The 23,131-nt window shown below is 61.8% G+C and carries 24 protein-coding genes and 1 pseudogene; 14 read left to right on the plus strand and 11 right to left on the minus strand.

Features of this window, described 5'->3' with window-relative positions; all coding sequences use genetic code 11:
• The first annotated feature begins 7 nt into the window (after nt 1-7).
• Nucleotides 8-775, plus strand: a complete 768-nt coding sequence (locus MOV61_RS04780) for a 5-oxoprolinase subunit PxpA (RefSeq protein WP_040124256.1) — start codon at nt 8-10, stop codon at nt 773-775.
• Nucleotides 776-822: 47 nt separating this feature from the next.
• A complete protein-coding gene (locus tag MOV61_RS04785) occupies nt 823-2,028 on the plus strand; it encodes a pyridoxal phosphate-dependent aminotransferase (protein WP_247135758.1) in 1,206 nt (401 codons plus the stop codon).
• 36 nt (nt 2,029-2,064) lie between these two features.
• Here the strand turns inward: MOV61_RS04785 and nac are convergent, their stop codons facing one another.
• Nucleotides 2,065-2,970: a nitrogen assimilation transcriptional regulator NAC gene (gene nac / locus MOV61_RS04790; RefSeq protein ID WP_040124260.1), complete on the minus strand. Its 906-nt coding sequence runs from the start codon at nt 2,968-2,970 to the stop codon at nt 2,065-2,067.
• A 233-nt stretch (nt 2,971-3,203) separates the two neighbouring features.
• Between nac and MOV61_RS04795 the strand changes: the two genes are divergently transcribed.
• The 10 genes from MOV61_RS04795 to MOV61_RS04835 all read left to right on the plus strand — a co-directional run bounded on the left by MOV61_RS04795 (nt 3,204) and on the right by MOV61_RS04835 (nt 10,842).
• On the plus strand, nt 3,204-3,983 hold the full coding sequence (locus MOV61_RS04795; RefSeq protein WP_247135759.1) for an SDR family oxidoreductase: 780 nt from the start codon (nt 3,204-3,206) through the stop codon (nt 3,981-3,983).
• The gene (locus MOV61_RS04800; protein WP_247135760.1) at nt 3,980-4,687 is read left to right on the plus strand and encodes an amino acid ABC transporter permease; all 708 of its coding nucleotides are present in this window, start codon (nt 3,980-3,982) and stop codon (nt 4,685-4,687) included. Before MOV61_RS04795 ends, MOV61_RS04800 begins: the two co-directional genes overlap by 4 nt.
• Nucleotides 4,684-5,445, plus strand: a complete 762-nt coding sequence (locus tag MOV61_RS04805; protein ID WP_040124266.1) for an amino acid ABC transporter permease — start codon at nt 4,684-4,686, stop codon at nt 5,443-5,445. The genes MOV61_RS04800 and MOV61_RS04805 overlap by 4 nt, the downstream gene beginning before the upstream one ends.
• On the plus strand, nt 5,442-6,209 hold the full coding sequence (locus MOV61_RS04810; protein WP_247135761.1) for an amino acid ABC transporter ATP-binding protein: 768 nt from the start codon (nt 5,442-5,444) through the stop codon (nt 6,207-6,209). The genes MOV61_RS04805 and MOV61_RS04810 overlap by 4 nt, the downstream gene beginning before the upstream one ends.
• Before the next feature lie 32 nt (nt 6,210-6,241).
• Nucleotides 6,242-7,078 (plus strand): ABC transporter substrate-binding protein, encoded by an 837-nt coding sequence (locus tag MOV61_RS04815; protein ID WP_041364086.1) that lies wholly within the window; start codon nt 6,242-6,244, stop codon nt 7,076-7,078.
• A gap of 87 nt (nt 7,079-7,165) precedes the next feature.
• Nucleotides 7,166-7,840 (plus strand): 4-carboxy-4-hydroxy-2-oxoadipate aldolase/oxaloacetate decarboxylase, encoded by a 675-nt coding sequence (locus MOV61_RS04820; protein ID WP_247135762.1) that lies wholly within the window; start codon nt 7,166-7,168, stop codon nt 7,838-7,840.
• Nucleotides 7,841-7,894: 54 nt separating this feature from the next.
• Complete coding sequence (locus MOV61_RS04825; RefSeq protein ID WP_247135763.1) at nt 7,895-8,662, plus strand: SDR family oxidoreductase; 768 nt, start codon at nt 7,895-7,897, stop codon at nt 8,660-8,662.
• Nucleotides 8,663-8,706: 44 nt separating this feature from the next.
• A complete protein-coding gene (locus MOV61_RS30280) occupies nt 8,707-8,838 on the plus strand; it encodes a hypothetical protein (protein WP_258718782.1) in 132 nt (43 codons plus the stop codon).
• 14 nt (nt 8,839-8,852) lie between these two features.
• Nucleotides 8,853-9,800: a 2-hydroxyacid dehydrogenase gene (locus MOV61_RS04830; RefSeq protein ID WP_247135764.1), complete on the plus strand. Its 948-nt coding sequence runs from the start codon at nt 8,853-8,855 to the stop codon at nt 9,798-9,800.
• A 10-nt stretch (nt 9,801-9,810) separates the two neighbouring features.
• Nucleotides 9,811-10,842, plus strand: coding sequence for an L-idonate 5-dehydrogenase (locus MOV61_RS04835; protein ID WP_247135765.1), 1,032 nt, complete (start codon nt 9,811-9,813; stop codon nt 10,840-10,842).
• Here the strand turns inward: MOV61_RS04835 and MOV61_RS30560 are convergent.
• A pseudogene (locus tag MOV61_RS30560) lies at nt 10,828-11,016 on the minus strand (IS3 family transposase); the annotation flags it as partial. The gene MOV61_RS04835 and the pseudogene MOV61_RS30560 overlap by 15 nt on opposite strands.
• A gap of 42 nt (nt 11,017-11,058) precedes the next feature.
• Nucleotides 11,059-11,976, minus strand: coding sequence for a hydrogen peroxide-inducible genes activator (locus MOV61_RS04845; protein ID WP_247135767.1), 918 nt, complete (start codon nt 11,974-11,976; stop codon nt 11,059-11,061).
• A gap of 208 nt (nt 11,977-12,184) precedes the next feature.
• Here MOV61_RS04845 and katG point away from each other — a divergent pair, with 208 nt between their 5' ends.
• Nucleotides 12,185-14,368 (plus strand): catalase/peroxidase HPI, encoded by a 2,184-nt coding sequence (katG, locus tag MOV61_RS04850; protein WP_247135768.1) that lies wholly within the window; start codon nt 12,185-12,187, stop codon nt 14,366-14,368.
• Nucleotides 14,369-14,441: 73 nt separating this feature from the next.
• Here katG and MOV61_RS04855 read toward each other — a convergent pair whose 3' ends face one another.
• The 6 genes from MOV61_RS04855 to cyoA form a co-directional block, all read right to left on the minus strand.
• Entirely contained in the window at nt 14,442-14,897 is a 456-nt protein-coding gene (locus tag MOV61_RS04855) for a hypothetical protein (RefSeq protein WP_247135769.1), read from the minus strand.
• Between the two features lie 127 nt (nt 14,898-15,024).
• Nucleotides 15,025-15,774, minus strand: coding sequence for an SURF1 family protein (locus tag MOV61_RS04860; RefSeq protein WP_408962350.1), 750 nt, complete (start codon nt 15,772-15,774; stop codon nt 15,025-15,027).
• 32 nt (nt 15,775-15,806) lie between these two features.
• The gene (cyoD, locus tag MOV61_RS04865; RefSeq protein ID WP_040124287.1) at nt 15,807-16,223 is read right to left on the minus strand and encodes a cytochrome o ubiquinol oxidase subunit IV; all 417 of its coding nucleotides are present in this window, start codon (nt 16,221-16,223) and stop codon (nt 15,807-15,809) included.
• Nucleotides 16,220-16,864 carry a cytochrome o ubiquinol oxidase subunit III gene (gene cyoC, locus MOV61_RS04870; RefSeq protein WP_247135770.1) on the minus strand — a complete coding sequence of 215 codons (645 nt, stop codon included), beginning with the start codon at nt 16,862-16,864 and terminating at the stop codon, nt 16,220-16,222. The genes cyoD and cyoC overlap by 4 nt, the downstream gene beginning before the upstream one ends.
• 4 nt (nt 16,865-16,868) lie before the next feature.
• Nucleotides 16,869-18,872 carry a cytochrome o ubiquinol oxidase subunit I gene (gene cyoB, locus MOV61_RS04875; protein ID WP_247135771.1) on the minus strand — a complete coding sequence of 668 codons (2,004 nt, stop codon included), beginning with the start codon at nt 18,870-18,872 and terminating at the stop codon, nt 16,869-16,871.
• A gap of 31 nt (nt 18,873-18,903) precedes the next feature.
• Nucleotides 18,904-20,094 (minus strand): ubiquinol oxidase subunit II, encoded by a 1,191-nt coding sequence (gene cyoA / locus MOV61_RS04880; protein WP_247135772.1) that lies wholly within the window; start codon nt 20,092-20,094, stop codon nt 18,904-18,906.
• A 332-nt stretch (nt 20,095-20,426) separates the two neighbouring features.
• Here cyoA and MOV61_RS04885 point away from each other — a divergent pair, with 332 nt between their 5' ends.
• Nucleotides 20,427-21,785: an MFS transporter gene (locus MOV61_RS04885; protein WP_247135773.1), complete on the plus strand. Its 1,359-nt coding sequence runs from the start codon at nt 20,427-20,429 to the stop codon at nt 21,783-21,785.
• Between the two features lie 69 nt (nt 21,786-21,854).
• Here MOV61_RS04885 and MOV61_RS04890 read toward each other — a convergent pair whose 3' ends face one another.
• Together MOV61_RS04890 and MOV61_RS04895 are read right to left on the minus strand one after the other, a co-directional pair.
• Nucleotides 21,855-22,766: a dihydrodipicolinate synthase family protein gene (locus MOV61_RS04890; protein ID WP_247135774.1), complete on the minus strand. Its 912-nt coding sequence runs from the start codon at nt 22,764-22,766 to the stop codon at nt 21,855-21,857.
• A 55-nt stretch (nt 22,767-22,821) separates the two neighbouring features.
• Nucleotides 22,822-23,131: Xaa-Pro peptidase family protein (locus MOV61_RS04895; protein WP_247135775.1), on the minus strand; the 310-nt coding region annotated here is incomplete at its 5' end.

A 23,131-nucleotide genomic window follows, 5' to 3' on the forward strand; every position in this document is an offset into this window, starting at 1 on the left:
GGACGCGATGAAGATTGATCTGAATTCCGACATGGGCGAGGGTTTCGGCCCCTATCGTCTGTGCGACGACGAGGCGATGATGCAGGTGGTATCGTCGGCCAATATCGCCTGTGGTTTTCACGGCGGGGATCCGGACACGATGGCGCGCATGGTGCGCCTCGCCAAGCAGAACGGCGTCGGTATCGGCGCACATCCGGGCCTGCCGGACCGGGCCGGTTTCGGCCGGCGCGAAATGCCTTACCAGCCGGACGAATTGCGCCAGCAGATGCTGTACCAGCTCGGCGCCCTGACCGCGATCGCCAAGGCCGAGAATATGACCGTCGGCCATTTCAGCTTTCACGCGGCCATGGGCAACATGGCCAATCGGGATCCCGCGCTGGCGGACCTGCTGATGAATGCCATTTCGAGCGTCGATCCGAACCTCGTGGTGTTCGTGACGCCGGACAGCGAAATCGAGAGGGCCGCGAAGCGCGCCAGGCTGAAGACGCTGGCGCTTTTCCTAGCCGACCGCGCCTATGACGCCGGCGGCAAGCTCGTCGCCCGCGGGTTGCCGGGTGCGCTGGTCAAGGAGGAGGAGGCGGTTCGTGCAAGGGTGCGCCGGTTCCTGACCGATGCGACCATCGAAGCGATCGATGGGACGATCATCGCCATGCCGGCTCGCTCCATTCTCGTGCACAGCGATACGCCTGGCTCGCTTGAGCTTGCCCGGATCGTCCGCAGCGAAATCGAAGCTTCCGGCGCGACGCTCGCGCCTGCGGCCGAACTCGCGTCCTGACCGGATGCCTGCCATCACAATTTCCGTTTCACCGAGAGACCAAGTCAATGCCGTCCATCGCCGACCGCCTGAAGAACGTTTCCATACCGGCGTCCGCCGCAATGACCCAGCGCGCCCGGGAACTGGCCGCCAAGGGCATCAAGGTCGTCAGCCTTTCCTCCGGGGAACCGGATTTCCCCACACCGGCCCACGCGATCGAGGCCGCTCACGTTGCAGGACTGGGTGGCGATACGAAATATCCGCCGATCGATGGTACGTCGGAGCTGAAGGCCGCGATCGCCAGGAAGTTCAAGCGGGACAACAATCTCGTCTATGACGCCAGCCAGATCGTTGCGTCGGCTGGCGGCAAGCAGACAATTTTCAACGCCATGCTCGCGACCCTGAATCCGGGCGACGAGGTGGTCATTCCGACCCCTTCCTGGGTGAGCTACGCGGATATCGTCCATTTCGCCGGAGGAACGCCGGTCGCGGTCCCCTGCTTCGAGCAGACCGGGTTCAAGCTGCGCCCGGAGGATCTGGACGCGGCGATCACGCCACGCACCAAATGGCTCATCCTGAATTTCCCGAACAACCCGACGGGCGCTGCCTGCTCGCGGGCCGAGATGGCGGCGATCGCGCAGGTCATGCTGCGGCACCCGAATGTCTGGATCCTGACCGACGACATCTATGAGCATCTGGTCTATGACGATTTCGAATTCTGCACCATCGCCGAGGCCGAACCCAGGCTCTACGACCGCGTCCTGACGATGAACGGAGTCTCGAAAGCCTATGCCATGACCGGTTGGCGGCTGGGCTTCTGCGCCAGCGGTTCGAAGGAACTGGTCGCGGCGATCAGCAAGGTCAACTCCCAGAACGCCGGCGGCATCACGACGGTCACCCAGGCCGCCGCCATCGCAGCCCTCGACGGCCCGCAGGATCTGCTTAAGGAGCGTGCGGCGATCTACCGGGAACGGCGCGACTTCGTCGTCGCAAGGCTCTCGGAAATCGAAGGCCTGCGCTGCCACAAGCCGGAAGGAGCGTTCTATCTCTATCCCAACATGTCGGGCCTGATCGGCAAGACCACGAAGGGCGGGCGGAAGATCGAGACCGACGTCGATTTCGTCATGGGCCTGATAGAGGAACACCATGTCGCGACCGTCCAGGGGGCGGCCTATGGCATGAGCCCGTATTTCCGCATTTCCTATGCGACCAGCATGGAGATGCTGAACGAGGGTTGCGCGCGCATTGCCGAGTTCTGCAAATCGATGCACTGAGATGAAGTGCCGACTTCCGCCTCGGAAATAGCTTGCTCAGAGTTTCAACCGCTCGGTCAGTTCCACGAGAATGTCCCGGACGGCAAATGCCGGTTCCGACAACGAGTTCTGGTCGGACGTGCAGAGCGAAAGCGTTTCCTCTATCCGGGGCGATACGACCCGGCAGACGAGCGGTTCGCTCGACTCGGAAACGATGCGGTCGGCAATGGCCTTCGGCATGATCGTCGCCCCGAGCCCATTTCCGACCGCGCGGGCGAGGGTGCGCACGATTTCCACCTCCGCCACGACCTTGAGATTGATCCTGCTGCGGGTGAAAGCGGTATCGATGGCGCGGCGCACGAAATTATAGGCCGGTGGCAGCAGCATCGGCATTCCATCCAGGGCGCCGAGCGGCACGGGTTTCGAATCCGCCTCGATCGCGAAGTTGCGATGCGCGACGAGATAAAATTCCTCGCTCAGGATCGGTTCGAAACGCACGCCCTTGATCGGCCCGATGCCATGGATCAGCGCCATCTCCAGCCGTCCGTTCATGATCATCTGGCTATAGGTCTGGCCGACGCTTTCGGTCAGGTGCAGCAGAATGCCCGGATGCCGCTTGCGTGTTTCCGCCAAGAGATCGACCGAGAGCGTGGCGGCACTGCTGAACGGCACGAGGCCCACCGAGACCCGGCCCGCCAGTGAATTGCCGGCGGCTGCGGCATCAGCCTGCGCCTGCTCCATCTGCCGCAGGATGATCTGCGCGTGCCTGTACACCGCATGTCCCGCATCGGTCATGCTGACGCCCTGCTGGCTGCGGATCAGCAGTTTCTGGCCGAAATGCTCCTCCAGCGCTGCAAGCTGCTGGCTGAGCGCCGGCTGTGCGAGGTGAAGGATATCGGCGGCGCGGGTGATACTGCCGCTGTCGACGATGACGATGAAGGATTTGAGGCGCCTAATATCCATGGGGTCGGGTGATGCTCTATTCCGCAGGCCTATGTTTTGCAGACATGCCCGCCTTTGGCAATGCGGCCCTGCAGGATGGCCGCCTACTCCGCCATAAGGAATTCAAGGCCTTGGGGCTGGGCGCTCGCCATCCGGCAAGCTCCATAAAACTTGCTTATTACTCCAGAAATAATCGGTCTTAGGCAAGCCGTTAAAGCTTCGATACTGTCCACGCCAACAACAAGGGGATCAGAATGTCATTCTCCGATTACAGGACCGCACTGGTTACCGGCGCATCGTCCGGCATCGGCGCTGCCGTCGTGGAGCGTCTCCGCGCCGAGAATATCGAAGTGCATGCGATCGCTCGTAGTGCTGATGCCCTCAATGAACTCGCCGAGCGTACGGGCTGTATCGCGCATGTCATCGACGTCACCGACCGTGCCGCGATCGCTGAACTTGCCGAGAGCGTCCAGTTCGACATTCTGGTCAACAATGCCGGCGTCGACCGGCCGAAGAAATTCTTGCAGGCGGATGCCGAAGACATTGATCTGCTGGTCGACGTCAATCTGCGCGCCGTCCTGCATATCTGTCGCCTGATCGTTCCTGGCATGGTCGAGCGCGACCGCGGCCATGTCGTCAACATTTCCTCGATCGCCGGCAACTACAATTTCGGGGGCAATTCCATCTATCATGCGGTCAAGTCCGGCGTCGCCATGCTCTCCAATCAGCTCAGGATCGACGCATTCGGCAAACGCGTCCGCGTGACGGAAATCTGCCCGGGGCGTGTCGCGACGGATATCTTCAACCACGTGCACGGCAACGATCCGAGCGTGCGCGAACGTTTCATCGACGGGTTCGAGCTGCCGCAGGCATCCGACATCGCCGACGCGATCGCCTTTGCGATCGCCGCACCGGTCGCCGTCAATATCGGCCATATGGAGATCACCCCGACATTGCAGGTGATGGGCGGGCTGCAGACTGCCAGGCCCGAAACCTCCGCAGCCGTCTACGAAGCTGAAGGCGCGAAGCGGTGACCGGCTTTGATCTATCCGCGATCCTGACCAATTCCGACTATCGCGCGATGCTGCTGCACGGCATCGAGACGACTTTCGCCATCTATGTCGGTTCGTGGCTGCTGGCGATGACGCTTGCGATCCTGCTGCTGGCGTTCCGCATGTCACCGGTCAGGATCGGCGAGCCCATCGTCAAGGCCTACATCTCCTACCATCGCAACGTGCCGACCCTGGTGCAGCTGATGCTGTGGTATTTCGGGATATTCACGCTGCTGCCGCAGGGCCTGGCGAATTGGCTGACGGATCACAATGCGGAGGCGATCTTCGCCATCATCGGCCTTGGACTGTGCCAGGCAGCTTATTTCAGCGAAGACCTGCGGTCCGGTTTGCGCTCCGTCAGCCCGGGCCAGATGGAAGCCGCCAAGGCCCTCGGTCACGGCTATATCTCGGCCCTGCGCTTCGTGGTCATGCCGCAGGGCGTGCGCAACGCCTTGCCGCCGCTGATCAATCACAGCGTTTCGCTGTTCAAGAACAGCAGCCTGGCGATCGTCGTCGGCGCTTCGGAACTGACGCACGCGGTCAAGGAGATTGAAAACCTCAGCTTCCGGACTTTCGAAATCTACCTGGTCGGCACGGTCCTCTACCTGTTCTTCTCGCTCATCATCATGGGGGCCGGTGCTTATCTGTCGATGCGCGCTGATCCGGCTCGGAGAGCGCGCATATGATCCAGGACATCATTACCATCATCCATGACTATTGGCTGCTCCTTCTGATCGGGCAGTATCCCAACGGACCGCTGGGCGGGCTTGCCAATACGATCATCCTCTCCCTGCTGGCGATCCTGCTTGCCTTTCCGGTCAGCATTCTGCTCGCCCTGGCACGCCTTTCAAAATGGCGGGCGTTGAGATGGCCGGTGACCGGCCTCGTCTACGTCACCCGGGGCGTGCCGCTGCTGATGCTCATTCTGTGGTGCTATTTCCTGGTTCCGCTCTGGACCGGTGCCGACGTACCAAGCTTCCTGATCATGCTCGTAACGCTGGTCGTCTACGAGGGGGCGTTCCTGAGCGAAGTGGTGCGGGCTGGCATCGTCTCGCTGGGCCAGGGGCAGATGGATGCGGCAAGGGCGCTCGGCCACAGCCATCTCAGCGCAATGCGCTTCGTGATCTTGCCGCAGGCGCTCTACAACATGATCCCGAGCATGATCTCGACATTCGTCTCGACGATCAAGGACACGACGCTCGGTTACGTGATCAACGTGCCGGACCTGACCTTCGCGGCAAGCCAGGTGAACAACCAGCTGTTCACCCAGCCCTTCCAGGTCTTCATCATCCTGGCTGCCGTCTACTACGTGCTCTGCTGGAGCCTGACCTATGTGGCCAACAGCCTCGAGCGGCGCATTGCACGCCGCCGCGCAGGCCCGCGCCGCAACGCTCGCCTGGCCACCGAGGCCGTCCCCCTCAAAACACTTGTGGAGCAGCCATGACGATGCCAGTTTCCCCGCTGCAGGATGGCCAGGCCATCCGCCTTTCGGATGTCTGCAAGAGCTACGGCGATTATCCGGTCCTGCGCAACATCAACGCCGAGGTCGGCCGCGGCGAAGTCGTCGTGATCTGCGGACCATCCGGTTCCGGCAAGTCCACGCTGATCCGCACCGTCAATCGGCTGGAGGAAATCAACAGCGGATCGATCAACTTCGAGGGCCAGAATATTCATGCCCCGATGCGCGGACGCGAACTGAACCGGCTGCGCAGCAGGATCGGGTTTGTGTTTCAGAGCTTCAACCTCTTTCCGCATCTCTCGGCGGTCGAGAACGTCTCTATGTCGCCGATCCGGGTGAAGGGCGTTTCTGCGGACGTCGCTCGCGACAAAGCCATCAAGCTGCTCGATCGTGTCGGGCTTGCCGACAAGGCGAATTCCTATCCAGGCCAGCTATCCGGCGGGCAGCAGCAGCGCGTCGCGATTGCCCGGGCACTTGCCATGGAACCACCGGTCATGCTGTTCGACGAGCCGACCAGCGCGCTCGACCCGGAAATGGTGGGCGAGGTGCTGAGCGTCATGAAGAGCCTGGCTGCCGACGGTATGACCATGCTCTGCGTCACCCACGAGATGGGCTTTGCCCGCGATGTCGCAGACCGCGTCTGGTTCATCGATGCAGGCGAGATCCTCGAAATGGCGCCGCCCAAGGATTTCTTCCAGAACCCTCGTCATCCCCGAGCCCAGCGGTTCCTGTCCGATCTGCGCCATTGACCAATCAAGACATCATAACAAGGAGAACAGCAATGAACTGGAAATGCCTGACACTAACCATCGCATTGGCAGCGGCCGGTGCCGCTTCGCCGGCGGTCGCGGACCAACTCGACACGATCCTGGCCAGCAAGACGTTGCGCTGCGCTACGTTCGCCGACGTTCCGCCATTCGCCGCTCCGGATGTGAAGACGCGCGAGATGGTCGGGTTCGACGTCGATCTCTGCAATGCCATCGCCAAGGAACTCGGCGTCAAGGCTGAAGTGAAGCCGGTTTCGGTCGAAGCCCGCGTGCCGGAAGTCAAGCTTGGCCGCGTCGACATCACAGTTGCCAATCTTGCCTATACCCAGGGCCGCGCCGAGCAGATCCAGTTCAGCGATCCCTATTATCTCGCCAAGGAAATGCTGATCGTTCCAGTCGACGATGCCGGCAAGAAGAAGTCCGACTACGAAGGCCAGCGCGTCGCTTCCACCAAGGGTTCGACATCGGAAATGTCGATCAAGCTCAACAAGTCCGATCCGCTGACCTTCCAGGACACCGGCTCCGCCTATCTCGCCGTCCAGCAGGGCAAGGCACGCGGCATGGTCGCCAACACCATGACCACGACCAAGCTGGTGAACGAATCCAAGACAAAGGGCAAGCCGATGCGGATGATCGAGGAGCCGATGCTCTTCCAGCCAATCGGTATCGGCATGGCCAAGGACAATCCCGCCCTGACCGCCAAGGTCAACGAAATCCTGCGCAAGCTCGACACGTCCGGCGATCTCAACAAGATCTGGGACAAGTGGCTTGGCCAGGACACCGAATACAAGATGACCCGCACCGACAAGGTGGTGCCGCTTTCCGAACTGAAGTTCGACCCTATCCCGTAATCGCCTCCCGCTGAACTCAATCGCAAATCAACGAAGGCTGCAGGCGGCGGGATGTGCCCGTCGCCGGTCTTGCCATACGAGGTTTTCATGATCCATATCAAAGACATAGCAGAACGGCCAAGCAAGGCCGACATCGAGGCGGTCGCCAAATTCTCGCCGGCCACGATCCATGAAGCGCAGGGGCGCAGGGGCGCGCTTTCCTCGCGCCTCAAGCCGGTCGACTATCGCATGAAGCTGTGCGGCCCGGCCTTTACTGTCAAATGTGCACCGCGCGACAACATCATGTTGCAGCTTGCCATCAACTACGCCAAACCGGGCGATATCATCGTCGTGTCTGCGGGCGAGTTTGAAGAGGCCGGCTCTTTCGGCGATGTTCTTGCCAATGCCTGCCTTGCAAAGGGCATCGGCGGCCTGGTGACCGATACCGGCGTCCGTGACACGTTGCAACTCCGAGAGCTTGGCTTCCCGGTCTTTTCGCTCAGCGTCTGCATCAAGGGCACCGTCAAGGAAACCATCGCCGCGGTCAACGATCCGGTTATCGTCGGCGGAGAGATCATCAATCCGGGCGATATCATCGTCGGCGATGCTGATGGCCTCGTTGTCGTGCGCCGCGCCGAGGCGCAAGAGGCAGCGCGTCTGTCGCAGGCCCGCGAAGATGCTGAAGCCGGTTATATCGAAGCCTACAAGCAGGGAAAGTCGGTCATCGAGGTCAGCAAGCTGGAATCGGTGTTGAAAGCCAAGGGACTTGTCGTCGACATCTGAGTAGGCGCCCCAGATGTCGCAGCATTTTTTCCTGTTCAAGGAACGAGGTATCCGATGAGTTATTCCCTGTTTGATCTGACCGGTTTGCGAGCCCTGGTGACGGGATCGTCGCAGGGTATCGGCTTTGCGCTTGCCAGAGGCCTCGCGGAACACGGAGCTTCCATCGTTCTGAACGGCCGTGACAGGGCCAAGCTCGAGACCGCTGCAGGACAGCTCAAGGAAACTGGTGCGACGGTTTCGGTATCTGACTTCGACGTGACGGACGCCGAAGCGGTGAAACGCGGGGTCGATGCGCTCGAGGCCAAAGTCGGTGCGATCGACATCCTCGTCAACAATGCCGGGATGCAGTTCCGCAGCCCGCTCGAGGATTTCCCCATCGACCGCTGGGAGCAATTGCTGAAGACCAATATCTCCAGTGTCTTCTACGTTGGCCAGGCGGTGGCCAAGCACATGATCGGCCGCGGACGTGGCAAGATCATCAACATCGCCTCGGTGCAGAGCGAACTCGCACGCCCCGGCATCGCGCCCTATACGGCGACCAAAGGGGCGGTGAAGAACCTGACCCGCGGCATGTGCACCGACTGGGCCAAGCACGGGCTGCAGATCAATGCGCTTGCCCCAGGCTACTTCAAGACCCCGTTGAACCAGGCACTGGTCGACAGCGAGGAATTCTCGTCCTGGCTTGAGAAACGCACGCCCGCCGGACGCTGGGGCGATGTCGAGGAACTGGTCGGTGCGGCCGTCTTCCTGTCGAGCAAGGCCTCCTCCTTCGTCAACGGACACACGCTCTATGTCGATGGCGGCATCACCACCAGCCTCTGAGGCAGGAGGCTTCGGGCCGATCGTCGTGATGGGCGTGTCGGGCTGTGGCAAGTGCGACGGCCGATCTTCCGACTACGGAGCCCGACGTCGTGACCGTCGACATCAACCGGTCGCTTGAATCCATCGTCTCGATGGCAATGACGCTGCTGGCAGCCCGCCAGAGGCGCTCGAACTGAAACCTGGAGGAACCATGAGCAAGCCCGACATTCTTCTGATCGGCCCTTATCCCGAGTGGGATCTGGTCGAACTGGAGGCGCAGTATAATGTCCTGAAGCTGTACGAGGCCGTCGACCGCGATGCCTTCGTAAGCCAGCACGCCGCCGGTATCCGCGCCATCGCCACGCGGGGCGAACTGGGCGCTTCCGCCGACCTGATCGGCAAGCTGCCGAAGCTCGAAGTCATTTCTGTCTACGGCGTCGGTTACGATGCGGTCAATCTGGATGCTGCCCGCGCTCGCGGCATCCGCGTGACCAATACGCCGGACGTGCTGACCAATGACGTGGCCGATCTCGGCGTGGCAATGATGCTCGTCCAGTCCCGCGGCATGATCGGAGCAGAGACATGGGTGAGGGACGGAAGCTGGGGGACAAAGGGTCTCTATCCGCTGAAGCGCCGAGTCTGGGGCCGCAAGGCGGGGGTTCTCGGCCTTGGCCGTATCGGCTTCGAGGTCGCCAAGCGCCTCAAGGGCTTCGACATGGACATTGCCTATAGCGACGTATCGGAAAAGCCCTATTCCGACGGGATGACCTTCATCGCCGATCCGATCGAACTTGCCCGGCATGCGGACTTCCTGTTCGTGACGCTCGCCGCGTCCGCTGCCACGCGTCATATCGTTTCGAAAAACGTGATCGAAGCGCTAGGCCCCGAAGGCATGCTGATCAACATCTCGCGCGCGTCCAATATCGACGAGGAAGCGCTGCTCGCCGCACTCGAAAGTGGAGCGCTCGGATCTGCGGCACTCGACGTGTTCGAGAGCGAGCCGAAGCTCGATCCGCGTTTCCTCGAACTCGGCAACGTCCTGGTGCAGCCGCACCATGCGTCCGGGACGATCGAGACCCGCAAGGCGATGGGCAAGCTGGTGCGCGACAATCTCGCCGCCCACTTTGCCGGCGCCAGCTTGCCAAACCCCGTTCTCTGAGGACAAGCCCATGAAAGCCGTCGTCATTCATGCCGCCAAGGACCTGCGCATAGAGGAACGGGAGGTCGAGGCGCTCGGCCCGGGACAGGTGGAGGTCGCCATCGAGGCGGGCGGCATCTGCGGCTCCGACCTGCATTATTACAATCACGGCGGCTTCGGCACGGTGCGTGTCCGCGAGCCGATGATCCTCGGCCACGAGGTTGCAGGAACGATCAAGGCATTGGGGCTAGGCGTATCCGACCTTGCCGTCGGCGACCGGGTGGCGGTGTCGCCCAGTCGCCCCTGCAATGCCTGCGACTACTGCTTGAAGGGGCAGCAGAACCATTGCCTGAACATGCGCTTCTACGGCTCCGCCATGCCGATGCCGCATATCCAGGGGGCCTTCCGCGAGCGGCTGGTCGCCGAGCAGTGGCAATGCCACAAGGTCGCCGATGGCGTCTCCATCCACGAAGCCGCAATGGCCGAACCCTTCGCCGTCACGCTGCACGCGATCGTCCGCGCTGGCGGGCTCGCCGACAAGCGGGTTCTCGTCACAGGCTGCGGCCCGATCGGTGCGCTGGCAATCATCGCGGCACGCGCCCATGGGGCAAGGGAGATCATAGCCACCGACGTGATGAACCCCGTACTCGAGACGGCGCTCCAGGTTGGTGCCGACCGGGTCATCAACGTCGCCCGCGATCCGGAGCTCCTATCCGCCTACGCTGCCAATAAGGGATACTTCGACGTCCAGTTCGAGGCGTCTGGCAATCAGAGCGCCCTGCGCGCGGGCCTTGAGGTGTTGAAGCCGCGCGGCATCCTCGTCCAGCTCGGGCTCGGCGGCGACGTGTCGATCCCGCAGAACATGGTGGTGGCCAAGGAGATCGAGATGAAAGGCACTTTCCGCTTCCACGAGGAATTCGGGCTTGCCGTTGACCTCATCGGCAAGCGGCGCGTTGATCTGAAGCCGCTGCTCACCGGAACCTATCCCTTCGAAGACGCCGTCAAGGCATTCGAGGCGGCCGGTGACCGGACGCGATCGATGAAGGTGCAACTCGCGTTTTGATAGAGCGTAGTCAGCAACGAAACCATGAGCGAGGCATTCGCGCCTCACGTCATCAACGACATTGAGGAACCGTCTGCCGCAGGCGAACTGGTCGTGGACGAAATCGAGCGACCGGCCGGAATTGGCCTTCGCCTCGACCAGGATCGGTGCAGACGTGCCGAGAAAACGCCGCCGCTGGTTGGCGAGGTGGCGCAGCTTCGCTGGCAGATCGACGTCTCAGGCGCGCATTGCATACTGTTCGCGCATCGTATCGGCTGAGCGGCGCACTACCTCGGAAATCTGCAGGAGCTGGGTGACGAGAGGCGTCGAATGGCGCCAGATCATTCCGATCGTGCGGGCCGGCCGGGGCGTCTGGAAGCGGGAGATCGAAACCTTGGCCGAACGCGTTTCCAAAGGCACTGCCATTTCCGGGATCAGGGTGATGCCGATGCCGGCGCTGACCATCTGGACCAGGGTGGACAAAGAGCTGCCTTCCATCACTTCCCGGGCGCGGGTCGATCCTATTTTGCAGAACGACAGGGCCTGATCGCGAAAACAGTGGCCTTCCTCCAGCAGCAGCAGGCGCATTTCGCGTAATGCCTCGCGTTCGGGGACAGGCTTGCCTTCGTCCTCACGTCGCCGGACCAGCACGAACTCCTCGTCGAACAGCTTGAGTTCGGTCAGGAACGGTTCCGAGACGGGCAGGGCGACGATTGCCAGATCCAGCTCGCCCTGCGCCAGTTCCTGAACCAGTTTTGCCGTCTGCGTCTCGCGCACCTGCAATTCGATCCCGTCGAACGTCATGTTCAGGTCGTTGATGATCGCCGGCAGCAGATAGGGCGCAATCGTCGGGATGATGCCGATGCGCAGGCGCGCCAGGAACGGATCGCGCGACGCGCGGGCGAGATCCGCCAGTTCGTCCACGGCCCGCAGGATATCGCGAACCCGCAGCGCAAATGTCTGACCGAAGGCGGTGAGTTTCACTTCGCGCGCATTCCGCTCGAAGAGATCGCCGCCCAATTCCTGTTCAAGTTCCTTGATCTGCATCGACAAAGCCGGCTGGGAAATCGCGCAGGCATCGGCGGCGCGGCGGAAGCGGCCGTCCCGCGCCAGGGCCTCGAAATAACGGAGTTGTTTCAGTGTGACGTTCTTCATAACCTCAGCTTATCGCGACGATCAGTAAATCCAACTTAAATTTATGAGGCGCTTCCGATAAGAAGGAACCAAGGGAGGGCGCGCGTGGACCATGATCCTTGCTCGAAAGGCAGGGACGACAGTCTGAAACAGCGCAGCCGGACCGGACGGTTCGGCAGAAACAGCCTCTTTTGCACGACAGATAATGAAAACAATCAAGGAGATAGTCATGGATGCGAAATCTAGCGAAAACGCCGGCAAATGTCCGGTCGCGCACACGCCTCGCGGCCGATCGAACCGCGAGTGGTGGCCTAACCAGCTGAACGTCCAGATTCTTCACGGGCACTCCGTTCGCTCCGACCCGATGGGTGAGGCGTTCAATTATGCCGAGGAGTTCAAGACCCTCGATCTCGACGCCCTGAAGAAAGACCTTCAGGCCCTGATGACGGATTCGCAGGAATGGTGGCCGGCTGATTTCGGTCATTACGGCGGCCTGTTCATCCGCATGGCCTGGCACAGCGCCGGCACCTACCGCATCACCGACGGCCGCGGCGGCGCAGGCCAGGGGCAGCAGCGTTTCGCGCCGCTCAACAGCTGGCCGGACAACGTCAACCTCGACAAGGCCCGTCGCCTGCTGTGGCCGATCAAACAGAAATACGGCAACAAGATCTCCTGGGCGGATCTGATGATCCTCACGGGCAATGTCGCGCTCGAATCGATGGGCTTCAAGACGTTCGGTTTTGCCGGCGGCCGCGCCGACGTCTGGGAGCCGGAAGAACTTTACTGGGGTCCGGAAGGCACCTGGCTCGGGGATGAGCGCTACAGCGGCGAACGCCAGCTCGCAGAACCGCTCGGCGCCGTGCAGATGGGCCTCATCTACGTCAACCCGGAAGGCCCGAACGGCACACCCGATCCGCTCGCTTCGGCACGCGACATCCGCGAAACCTTCGCCCGCATGGCAATGAACGACGAAGAGACCGTGGCACTGATCGCCGGTGGCCACACGTTCGGCAAGACCCATGGTGCTGGTGATCCGTCGTTTGTCGGCGTCGACCCGGAAGGCGGCGAGCTCGAAGCCCAAGGCCTCGGCTGGTCGAGCAAGTTCAACACCGGGGTTGGCCGCGATGCCATCGGCAGTGGCCTGGAAGTCACCTGGACCCAGACGCCCACCCAGTGGAGCAACTACTTCTTCGAGAACCTGTTCGGCTTCGAATGGGAACTGACCACAAGCCCGGCCGGCGCCAAGCAGTGGGTGGCGAAGAATGCAGAAGCTTCCATTCCGGACGCCTTCGACCCGTCGAAGAAGCAGCTTCCGACCATGCTGACCAGCGACCTGGCGCTGCGCTTCGATCCGATCTACGAGAAAATCTCGCGCCGGTTCCTGGAAAATCCGGCCGAATTCGCTGATGCCTTCGCCCGCGCCTGGTTCAAGCTGACCCATCGCGACATGGGTCCGAAGGTCCGTTATCTCGGCCCGGAAGTTCCGGCCGAAGACCTGATCTGGCAGGACGTGATCCCGGCCGTCGACCACCCGCTCGTCGACGACAAGGATGTCGCCGAGCTGAAGGCGAAGGTTCTGGCGACCGGCCTCTCGGTACAGGAACTGGTTTCCACCGCCTGGGCTTCCGCCTCGACCTTCCGCGGTTCCGACAAGCGCGGCGGTGCCAACGGCGCGCGGATCCGGCTTGTTCCGCAGAAGGACTGGGAAGCCAACCAGCCGGCGCAGCTCGCCAAGGTCCTGGGCGTCCTCGAAGGCATCCAGAAGGACTTCAACGCTGCCCAGACAGGAGCTAAGAAGATCTCGCTGGCCGACCTGATCGTGCTTGCCGGTGCAGCCGGCGTCGAAAAGGCTGCCAAGGCCGGCGGCCAGGACATCATCGTGCCCTTCACGCCGGGCCGTATGGATGCCTCCGAGGCACAGACCGACGCCGCCTCCTTTGCTGCGCTGGAGCCTCGTGCCGACGCCTTCCGCAACTATGTCAACAGCGGCAAGACGCAGTTCATGAAGGCTGAAGAGGCCTTGCTGGACCGCGCCCAGCTTCTGACGTTGACGGCACCGGAAATGACGGTTCTTCTCGGCGGCCTGCGCGTGCTGAAGGCCGGCCAGCCTGAACACGGCGTCTTCACGTCCCAACCGGAAACGCTGACGAACGACTTCTTCGTCAACCTGCTCGACATGGGTACCGAATGGTCGCCCGTTGCCGGCAAGGATGGTGTTTACGAAGGTCATGACCGCAAGACGAAGGCGCCCAAGTGGACCGGCACCCGCGTCGACCTGATCTTCGGCTCGCATTCGCAGCTTCGTGCGATCGCGGAAGTCTATGCCCAGTCCGACGCCAAGGCGAAGTTCGTCAGGGATTTCGTGGCGGCCTGGACCAAGGTCATGAATGCCGACCGTTTCGATCTCGTCTGATCGACCAAAATCGCCCGGACGTGGCTCAGCTACGTCCGGGCGCCTTTTCGATGGTGATTTATCGCGGGGCTTTTCAGGTCGGCACGAAGGCCGAGGCGATGGCGAGAACGAATCCCAGGATCGTGGCGCAGACAGACAAGGCCTCGCGCGTCTTTTCGGAACTGACGCTCCACCCCTCGCTGGTGAGATACCGTGCTATCAGGCCGAGCGAAAGCAGGCCGACGCAGCCGAGGAAGGCGAAAAAATAAACCCCGTATTGCATGTTGGAGATCTTCTTGGTCAGCAATTCGGTGATCCCGACCAGTGTCGAAAGCGACAACAACAGGCTGCCGATGATCAGGTATTCCGCGTGTCGCGACCTGACTGCCGAATAGAGCGACAGGATCGTGAACAGGAATCCCACCAGAACAATCGCGATATAGTTGCCACTGACATGCCCGGTCGCGGAGATCGACATGAAGATCGATGTCAGGACGAACAGCGCGGCCGTGAAAATGATCTTGTATTTCGAGTTGAAAAACTGGCGCATAATATCAATCCGCTCTTAACCGGCCCGCCCGCGGCGCTGGCAAATGCCGTTTATCGAGTATGAGAAATTCGGCGCGCGATGAACAGGTTGCGGACCTGCTATTCCGTGGAAATCCACGCCTCAAGTTTCAGGCGAGCCGCCGGCGCTGGATCGCATAGGCGGCCGCGGCGCTCATCACCGCCAGCAGATACCAGGTCACGGCATAGACGAGGTGGCTGTTGCGGAAGCGGATCACCGTCAGCCCGCCGACGGGCAGGCCGCCGGGGATCGGCGTCGCGTCGGCATCGATGAAATAAGGTGCCACCTTTTCGAGACCCCTGGCGGCGGCAATCGCGGCCACGTTGCGGGAGTACCAGCGATCAACCGCGGGATCGTTGGAGCGCAGGAAGGCGCCCTCCGGCTCGCTGATGCGGATGAGGCCGGTGATCTTCACCGGACCCGCGAGCTGCCCATCCGGCCGCAAAGCCGGATCGCGGCGGTTGGCGGGCACGAAGCCGCGATTGATGAGGACGGTGGTCCCGTCCTCCTGTTCCAGGGGTGTCAGGATCCAGAAGCCGGGACCGAGATCGGTGACCGCCTGGACCAGCGTTTCCGCGTCATGGCGGAAAGTGCCAGTCGCCGTGACGCGCCGATACTCGTCGTCTTCGGCGTTGATGGTGGGCCAGGCTGGCGATGAGGGTGCAGGCACTGGGGTTGCCGTGACCCGGGCATCGACGCGGGCGATCAGGTCGAGCTTCCAGAAGAGCCGCTGCACCTGCCAGGTGCCTAGCCCGAGGAAGACGACGGTCAGCAACAGCATCGCGGCGGCAAAGACGAACCTGGAGCGAGCCGGTTCCGCATCGGCTGTTTCTCCGGTCAAAGGATGGTCGAGAGCCACGCGTCTATCCCTTCCCAGCTTGCCCCCGAGGGTCACGGCATGTTTTTCATCATCTCCGGCGACATCGGCATCATGTTGGTGTTGAGATGGTGCATGACCCAGAGCGATCCGGCAAGCGTGATGCCGACCAGAACGAGGGTGAAGAGCAGCGCCATCATCGTCCAGCCGCCTTCGGAGCGCGGGTTCATGTGCAGGAAATAGACCATGTGCACGACGATCTGAATGACGCCGAGCCCCATGACGAGGAAGGCGGTGAATAGCTTGCTGTCGATGGCGCCGCTCATCACCAGCCAGAACGGGATGGCGGTCAGGATCACCGACAGGCTAAAGCCGATCAGGTAGCCTTTCAGCGTGCCGTGGCCAGCCTGATGGCCGTTGCTGTGGCCGTGATGGGCCTCTGAGGCACTTTCGTGAGCGGGTGCGTGCGGGGCTTGGCCGTGCGAGCTCATCCGAGGACTCCCATGAGATAGACGAAGGAAAAGACGCCGATCCAGACGACGTCGAGAAAGTGCCAGAACATCGACAGGCACATCAGGCGGCGCTTGTTTGCCTCGATCAGTCCGTGTCTGCCGACCTGCACCATCAGCGTGATCAGCCAGACGATGCCGAAGGTGACGTGCAGCCCGTGGGTGCCGACCAGCGTGAAGAAGGAGGAGAGGAAGGCCGAGCGGGTCGGGCCGGCGCCCTCATGGATCAGATGGTTGAACTCGTAGAGTTCGAGGCCGAGGAAGATCGCTCCGAACACGCCGGTCACGCCGAGCCAGAACAGCGTCTCGGTCTTGGCGCCGCGTTCCATCTGCAGCATGGCAAAACCGTAGGTGATCGACGAGAACAGCAGCATTGCCGTGTTGACGGCAACGATCGGCAGGTCGAACAGGTCGGCCGGCGACGGGCCTGCCGCATAATTGCGGCCGAGCACGCCGTGGGTGGCGAAGAGGACGGCGAAGACCAGGCAGTCGCTCATAAGGTACAGCCAGAAGCCCAGCATGGTGCTGCCTTCCGGATGATGCTCTTCGGTAACGTAGAACTGCGGCTTGTCGGTCTCGTGATCGCCCGAGGGGCCGTGGGTCTGAACTTGCGTCTGGCTCATGGTTTCAGGTCCGTTCCGCGAGCAGCTTCGAGCGCGCGTCCTCTGTTGCGGTCACGGTATCGGCTGGAATGTGGAAATCCCGATCGTAGTTGAAGGTATGGCCGATCGCGACGGCGATCATGGCGACGAAGGCGACGATTGCCAGCCACCAGATGTACCAGATCATCGCGAAGGCGAAGACGACACTGATAGCGGCGAGGATGACGCCCGTGCCGGTATTCTTCGGCATGTGGATCGGCTTGAAGCCGCCGAGCGGGCGCTCATAGCCGCGGCTCTTCATGTCGTACCAGCTGTCGTGGTCGTGCACGACCGGCGTGAAGGCGAAGTTGTAGTCCGGCGGCGGCGAGGAGGTCGACCATTCGAGCGTGCGGCCGTCCCAAGGGTCACCGGAGGTCTCGCGCAGCTGGTCGCGCTTCAGGTAGCTGACGACCAGCTGGATGATGAAGGAACCGATGCCGCAGGCGATCAGTACAGCGCCGAAGGCGGCGATCACGAACCAGATCTGCAGCGACGGATCCTCGAACTGGTTGACACGGCGTGTGACGCCCATCAGGCCGAGCACGTAGAGCGGCATGAAGGCGACGTAGAAGCCGATGAACCAGAACCAGAAGCTCATCTTGCCCCAGAAGACATCCAGCTTGTAGCTGAAGGCCTTTGGCCACCAGTAGACGACGCCCGCCATCAGCCCGAACACCACGCCGCCGATGATGACATTGTGGAAATGGGCGATCAGGAACAGCGAATTGTGGAGCACGAAATCGGCCGGCGGCACTGCCAGCATGACACCGGTCATGCCGCCGATGACGAATGTCACCATGAAGCCGACCGTCCACATCATCGGCAGTTCGTAGCGGATGCGGCCGCGATACATGGTGAACAGCCAGTTGAACATCTTGGCCCCCGTCGGGATCGAGATGATCATCGTGGTGATGCCGAAGAAGGCGTTGACCGAGGCGCCGGACCCCATCGTGAAGAAATGGTGCAGCCAGACGATATAGGAAAGGATCATGATGACGCAGGTGGCGTAGACCATCGAGGCGTAACCGAAGAGCCGCTTGCCGCAGAAGGTGGCGACCACTTCGGAAAAGATGCCGAAGGCCGGCAGGACGAGGATGTAGACCTCCGGATGGCCCCAGATCCAGATGAGGTTGATGTACATCATCGGGTTGCCGCCGAGATCGTTGGTGAAGAAGTTCGTGCCGGCATAACGGTCGAGCGACAGCAGAACGAGGGTGGCGGTGAGGATCGGGAAGGACGCGACGATCAGCACGTTGGTGCAGAGCGAGGTCCAGGTGAAGATCGGCATCTTCATGAAGGTCATGCCCGGCGCGCGCATCTTGACGATCGTGGCGATCAGGTTGATGCCGGAAAGCGTGGTGCCGATGCCGGCCACCTGCAGGCCCCAGATGTAATAATCGACGCCCACGCCCGGACTGTAGTCCGCGCCCGAAAGCGGCGGATAGGCGAGCCAGCCGGTGCGGGCGAACTCACCCACGAACAGGGACATCATGATGATGATCGCGCCGGCCGTCGTCATCCAGAACGAGAAGTTGTTGAGGAACGGGAAAGAGACGTCGCGCGCGCCGATCTGCAGCGGCACGACATAGTTCATCAGGCCTGTCACGAAGGGCATGGCCATGAAGAAGATCATGATGACGCCGTGGGCAGTGAAGATCTGGTCGTAGTGGTGCGGCGGCAGATAGCCCTCCGATCCGTTAAACGCGATCGCCTGCTGGATGCGCATCATGATCGCATCGGCAAAGCCGCGCAGCAGCATGATGATCGCCAGAACCACGTACATGACGCCGATCTTCTTGTGGTCGACGCTGGTGAACCACTCGTTCCAGAGATAACCCCAGAGTCGATATTTGGTGATAACCCCTAAAACGGCGAGACCGCCGAGCGCGACGACGACGAAGGTCGCGACGAGAATGGGCTCGTGGTAAGGAATGGCTTCGAGGGTAAGCCGCCCGAAAAGGAATTCCGTCAGAGTGCTGTTGCCGAACATGGGTCTGTCCAAAATCTCTTGAAATGCAGTCTCAGGGCTGAGTTGCAGGCTGCGCCGGAGCATTGCTGTTGAGTTGAGCCGGCGCCGGACCGCCCTGATTGCCGTCGGGCGCGGTGTTGCCTCCCGGCATATCTTGCATGTTGTGCATGTCGTGGTTGGTCGACTGCGGCTGGTCCACGCTCTGTCTCGGTTCGGGCATGCGGGAGGGTTCACCGCTGGCCGGCACGGTCGCGCCAAGCCTTTCTCCCAAGGCATGGCGATTGTCATGCTCCAGACGCGCCCGGTTTTCCTGGCTCTCGGTCCCGCCGCCGCCCATCATGTCGACATGCATCATCTCATCCATGCACATCTTGCCGGGTATGGCGCACATGTTGAGCACGGCCCTGTAGAGCCCGTCCTCGACATTGGCGTAATAGCGCACCGGCTCCTTGGCGCTCGGCTTTTCGAGCTTCAGGTAGGCGTCGCGGTTAAGTGCGGTGCCGATCTGCTTCACCCGGGCGACCCACTGATCGAAACCGGCCTGGTCGACGCCATGGAACTTGAAGCGCATATGCGAAAAACCGTCGCCGCTATAGTTCGACGAAAGGCCCTCGTATTCGCCCGCCCTGTTGATGACTGCATGCAGCTTGGTTTCCATGCCCGGCATGGCATAGATCATCCCGGCCAGCGCCGGTACGTAGAAGGAGTTCATCACCGAGGAGGCGGTGATCTTGAAGTTGATCGGCACGTCGACGGGCGCCGCCATCTCGTTGACGGTGGCGATGCCGTATTCCGGATAGAAGAACAGCCATTTCCAGTCGAGCGCCACGACTTCCACGGTGATAGGCTTCACCTCGGCGGACACGGCGCGTTGGGCATCGATCCGGTCGAGCGGCCGGTAGGGGTCGAGCTTATGGGTGCTCATCCAGGTGACGGCGCCGAGCGCGATGATGATGGCGAGCGGTGCCGACCAGATGATGACTTCGAGCCGCGTCGAATGGTGCCATTCGGGATCATAGGGCGCATTGGTGTTCGAGCCGCGATAGCGCCAGGCGAAGAACAGCGTGAGGAAGATGACCGGCACAATGATGATCAGCATCAGCACCGTGGCGACGATGATCAGGTTTGCCTGCTGTCGGGCAATATCGCCGGAAGGCGACATCACGACCAGGTTACATCCGGAAAGCCCTAAAAGGGTGAAGAGAGCGAACAACCGTGCGACGATTTTCAACTGAGGGGTCATCTCGGGCTCGAATTTGTGTTTTGTCTAGTTCGGAATAGTCAGGTTCCTGCATGGGCTGGAATGAGGTCGTTCGTCGCAGTGCAGCAATCTGTCGCAGTGCAGCAAAAAACCGCATGGTCTTCCGAGCCGTTTTGCTGCACCAACCTGCACGCTCATTTTCCGCATTCGCCAATCGGAAATCTAGGACAGCCTGAGGGGGTGACCAGAGGGTGCGGATGAGAAGACGGTGCGGTCCGTCGCATATGTCAGGTTTTTTTAGTCTTGTTCCTTGATCTCGACTGCATGTTGATCAACATTTCGAGGACGAGGCGAACTATCGCCAGGAGGAATTCATGACCACGGTCGTCAATCCCGCGTCAACAGGCCCGACATCGTCCGGCCTCGAAAGGGACGCCCGCCGCATTCATGACGACGGGCCGATCTCGCCGGGCAGCATCGCGCTTGGTGTGATCATCGGTCGCATGTCGGAATTCTTCGACTTCTTCGTCTACGGGCTGGGCTCCGTCCTCGTTTTTCCGAAGCTGATCTTCCCGTTTGCGCCGACCCCGGTCGCCGCGACCCTGATGTCGTTCGCGATCTTCCCGCTCGCCTTCATGGCGCGGCCAGTCGGGTCGTTCGTGTTCATGTGGATCGACCGCAATTATGGGCGCGGCACCAAGCTGACGATCGCGCTGTTCCTGCTCGGCGGATCGACGGCTTCGATCGCCTTCCTGCCCGGCTACGATACGATCGGCTACTGGGCCGTTGCCTTGCTGGCGCTGTTCCGCATGGGGCAGGGTTTTGCGCTTGGCGGCGCCTGGGACGGGCTCGCCTCGCTCCTGAACCTCAATGCGCCGCCCAACCGGCGCGGCTGGTATGCGATGATCCCGCAGCTCGGCGCACCGATCGGTTTTGCGCTGGCGAGCATCCTGTTCGGTTATTTCGTCGCCAATCTCTCGGAAGCGGATTTCATCGCCTGGGGTTGGCGTTATCCGTTCTTCGTGGCGTTTGCGATCAACGTCGTGGCGCTGTTTGCCCGCCTGCGCATCGTCGCCAGCAAGGAATTCGGCTCGGCGCTCGAAGCCAACGAGCTGCAGGCCCGACCGATCTTCGAAATGCTGAGCAAGCATGCCCATGACGTCGTGCTCGGCGCGTTTGTGCCGCTGGCCAGCTTCGCCATGTTCCACCTGGTAACGATCTTCCCGCTGAGCTGGGTGACGCTTTATGGCGGGCAGTCGGCGGCGGAATTCCTGTTTGTGCAGGTGATCGGCGCTGCCGTCGGCATCGTCGGCATCATCCTGTCCGGCCTGATCGCCGACCGCATCGGCCGCCGCAGCCAGCTGATGATCGGCGCGGTGATCATCGCGATCTTCTCGTTCTCGGCGCCCTTCCTGCTCGATGCCGGCGGCAAGGGGCAGGATGCCTTCATCATCATCGGCTTCGGGATCCTCGGCCTCTCGTTCGGCCAGGCCTCCGGCGCCGTCTCCTCGCGCTTCGGGCAATATTACCGCTATACCGGTGCGGCACTCACTTCCGACCTCGCATGGCTGATCGGTGCCGGCTTCGCACCGCTGGTGGCCCTCGGCCTCGCCAGCAGTTTCGGCATCATCTTCATCGGCGGATATCTGATCTCCGGCGCGATCTGCACGATCGCAGCGCTCAGCCTCAGCCGGGTCCTGGATCAGAGCGGCGAGCCTGGGCAGCAGCGGTAAAAGAGAAACGAAAAAAGCCGGGCGAGCCCGGCTTTTTTGTATGCGTATCCTGCGGGATCCGTCCCGCTATCAAGCAGCCTTCTTGGCAAGCGTCGGCCGCGTCGCAGCCGCCTTTTCCACCATCGCCGTCACTTCCGCACGGCGGGCACCCGTCAACAGCATGCGCGGCATGCGGACGCGCTCGGAGCCGCGGCCCATGATCTGCTCGGCGAGCTTGATCGACTGGACGAGGTCGTGCTCGGCATCGAGATGCAGCAACGGCATGAACCAGCGATAGATGGCGCGGGCCTCGACCCAGTCGCCGCGATTGGCGGCGGCCACCAGCGCTACGGATTCCTGCGGGAAGGCGCTGGTGAGGCCGGAGACCCAGCCCTTGGCGCCGAGCATCAGGCCTTCGAGCGCCACGTCGTCGAGGCCGGCGAAGATGTCGAAGCGGTCACCGAAGGTGTTGATCAGGTCGGTGAAGCGGCGCGGATCCGGCGCGCTTTCCTTGACGGCCTTGATGTTCGGCACGTCTTCGAGCTGGCGCAGCACGTCGGCGCCGATGTTGACGCGATAGGCCGGCGGATTGTTGTATAGCATGATCGGCAACGAGGTGGCCGCGGCGACCGCCTTGAAATGGGCGACCAGTTCTTCCGGCTTCGGCACATAAACCATGGCCGGCAGCAGCATCAGGCCATCGGCGCCGAGCTTTTCGGCATCGCGGGCATAGGCGACGGCGCGGCGGGTGTCGAATTCGGACACGCCGGTCACGACCGGCACGCGGCCGTTCACCACTTCGACGGCGGCCTTGAGGATGGTGCGCTTTTCTTCCGGATCGAGCGAGTTGTTCTCGCCGCAGGTGCCCATGACGATCAGGCCGTTGACGCCGTCATTGACGAGCGCGTCCTGCACCCCTTGGGTCGCCTTGAGGTCGATCGAGAAGCCTTCGTTGAATTGTGTCGTCACTGCGGGGAAAACGCCGCTCCAGCCTGTAGTCATGAAATGCACTCCTCTGGTTGATGGGTGATAATATGCGCGGGCGCGCCGATATCTGTCACGCGAAGGGCTCAGTCGGACCCATGCCTGGCTCCGTGAACCATTGCGGTCCGGTTTCGGTCATGTGGATATGGTCTTCGAGGCGGATTCCGAAACGGTCCGGGAAAACGATCATCGGTTCGTTGGAGAAACACATGCCTGGTTCGAGCACGGTCGCGTTGCCGCGCACCAGGTAGGGTTCCTCATGAATTTCGAGGCCCAGGCCGTGGCCGGCGCGATGCGGCAGGCCGGGAAGGAGGTAATCCGGGCCGAGTCCGTGGTTGGCAAGAACCTTGCGGGCCGCATCGTCGAGGCCGCCGCAGGTGGCG

This window comes from Neorhizobium sp. BETTINA12A (assembly GCF_023006485.1).
Classification (GTDB): domain Bacteria; phylum Pseudomonadota; class Alphaproteobacteria; order Rhizobiales; family Rhizobiaceae; genus Neorhizobium.

Coding starts and splice junctions, on each gene's coding strand:
- MOV61_RS04780 (WP_040124256.1), top strand. CDS start 8: ATGAAGATTGATCTGAATTCCGACATGGGCGAGGGTTTCGGCCCCTAT.
- MOV61_RS04785 (WP_247135758.1), top strand. CDS start 823: ATGCCGTCCATCGCCGACCGCCTGAAGAACGTTTCCATACCGGCGTCC.
- nac (WP_040124260.1), bottom strand. CDS start 2,970: ATGGATATTAGGCGCCTCAAATCCTTCATCGTCATCGTCGACAGCGGC.
- MOV61_RS04795 (WP_247135759.1), top strand. CDS start 3,204: ATGTCATTCTCCGATTACAGGACCGCACTGGTTACCGGCGCATCGTCC.
- MOV61_RS04805 (WP_040124266.1), top strand. CDS start 4,684: ATGATCCAGGACATCATTACCATCATCCATGACTATTGGCTGCTCCTT.
- MOV61_RS04810 (WP_247135761.1), top strand. CDS start 5,442: ATGACGATGCCAGTTTCCCCGCTGCAGGATGGCCAGGCCATCCGCCTT.
- MOV61_RS04815 (WP_041364086.1), top strand. CDS start 6,242: ATGAACTGGAAATGCCTGACACTAACCATCGCATTGGCAGCGGCCGGT.
- MOV61_RS04820 (WP_247135762.1), top strand. CDS start 7,166: ATGATCCATATCAAAGACATAGCAGAACGGCCAAGCAAGGCCGACATC.
- MOV61_RS04825 (WP_247135763.1), top strand. CDS start 7,895: ATGAGTTATTCCCTGTTTGATCTGACCGGTTTGCGAGCCCTGGTGACG.
- MOV61_RS04830 (WP_247135764.1), top strand. CDS start 8,853: ATGAGCAAGCCCGACATTCTTCTGATCGGCCCTTATCCCGAGTGGGAT.
- MOV61_RS04835 (WP_247135765.1), top strand. CDS start 9,811: ATGAAAGCCGTCGTCATTCATGCCGCCAAGGACCTGCGCATAGAGGAA.
- MOV61_RS04845 (WP_247135767.1), bottom strand. CDS start 11,976: ATGAAGAACGTCACACTGAAACAACTCCGTTATTTCGAGGCCCTGGCG.
- katG (WP_247135768.1), top strand. CDS start 12,185: ATGGATGCGAAATCTAGCGAAAACGCCGGCAAATGTCCGGTCGCGCAC.
- MOV61_RS04855 (WP_247135769.1), bottom strand. CDS start 14,897: ATGCGCCAGTTTTTCAACTCGAAATACAAGATCATTTTCACGGCCGCG.
- cyoD (WP_040124287.1), bottom strand. CDS start 16,223: ATGAGCTCGCACGGCCAAGCCCCGCACGCACCCGCTCACGAAAGTGCC.
- cyoC (WP_247135770.1), bottom strand. CDS start 16,864: ATGAGCCAGACGCAAGTTCAGACCCACGGCCCCTCGGGCGATCACGAG.
- cyoB (WP_247135771.1), bottom strand. CDS start 18,872: ATGTTCGGCAACAGCACTCTGACGGAATTCCTTTTCGGGCGGCTTACC.
- cyoA (WP_247135772.1), bottom strand. CDS start 20,094: ATGACCCCTCAGTTGAAAATCGTCGCACGGTTGTTCGCTCTCTTCACC.
- MOV61_RS04885 (WP_247135773.1), top strand. CDS start 20,427: ATGACCACGGTCGTCAATCCCGCGTCAACAGGCCCGACATCGTCCGGC.
- MOV61_RS04890 (WP_247135774.1), bottom strand. CDS start 22,766: ATGACTACAGGCTGGAGCGGCGTTTTCCCCGCAGTGACGACACAATTC.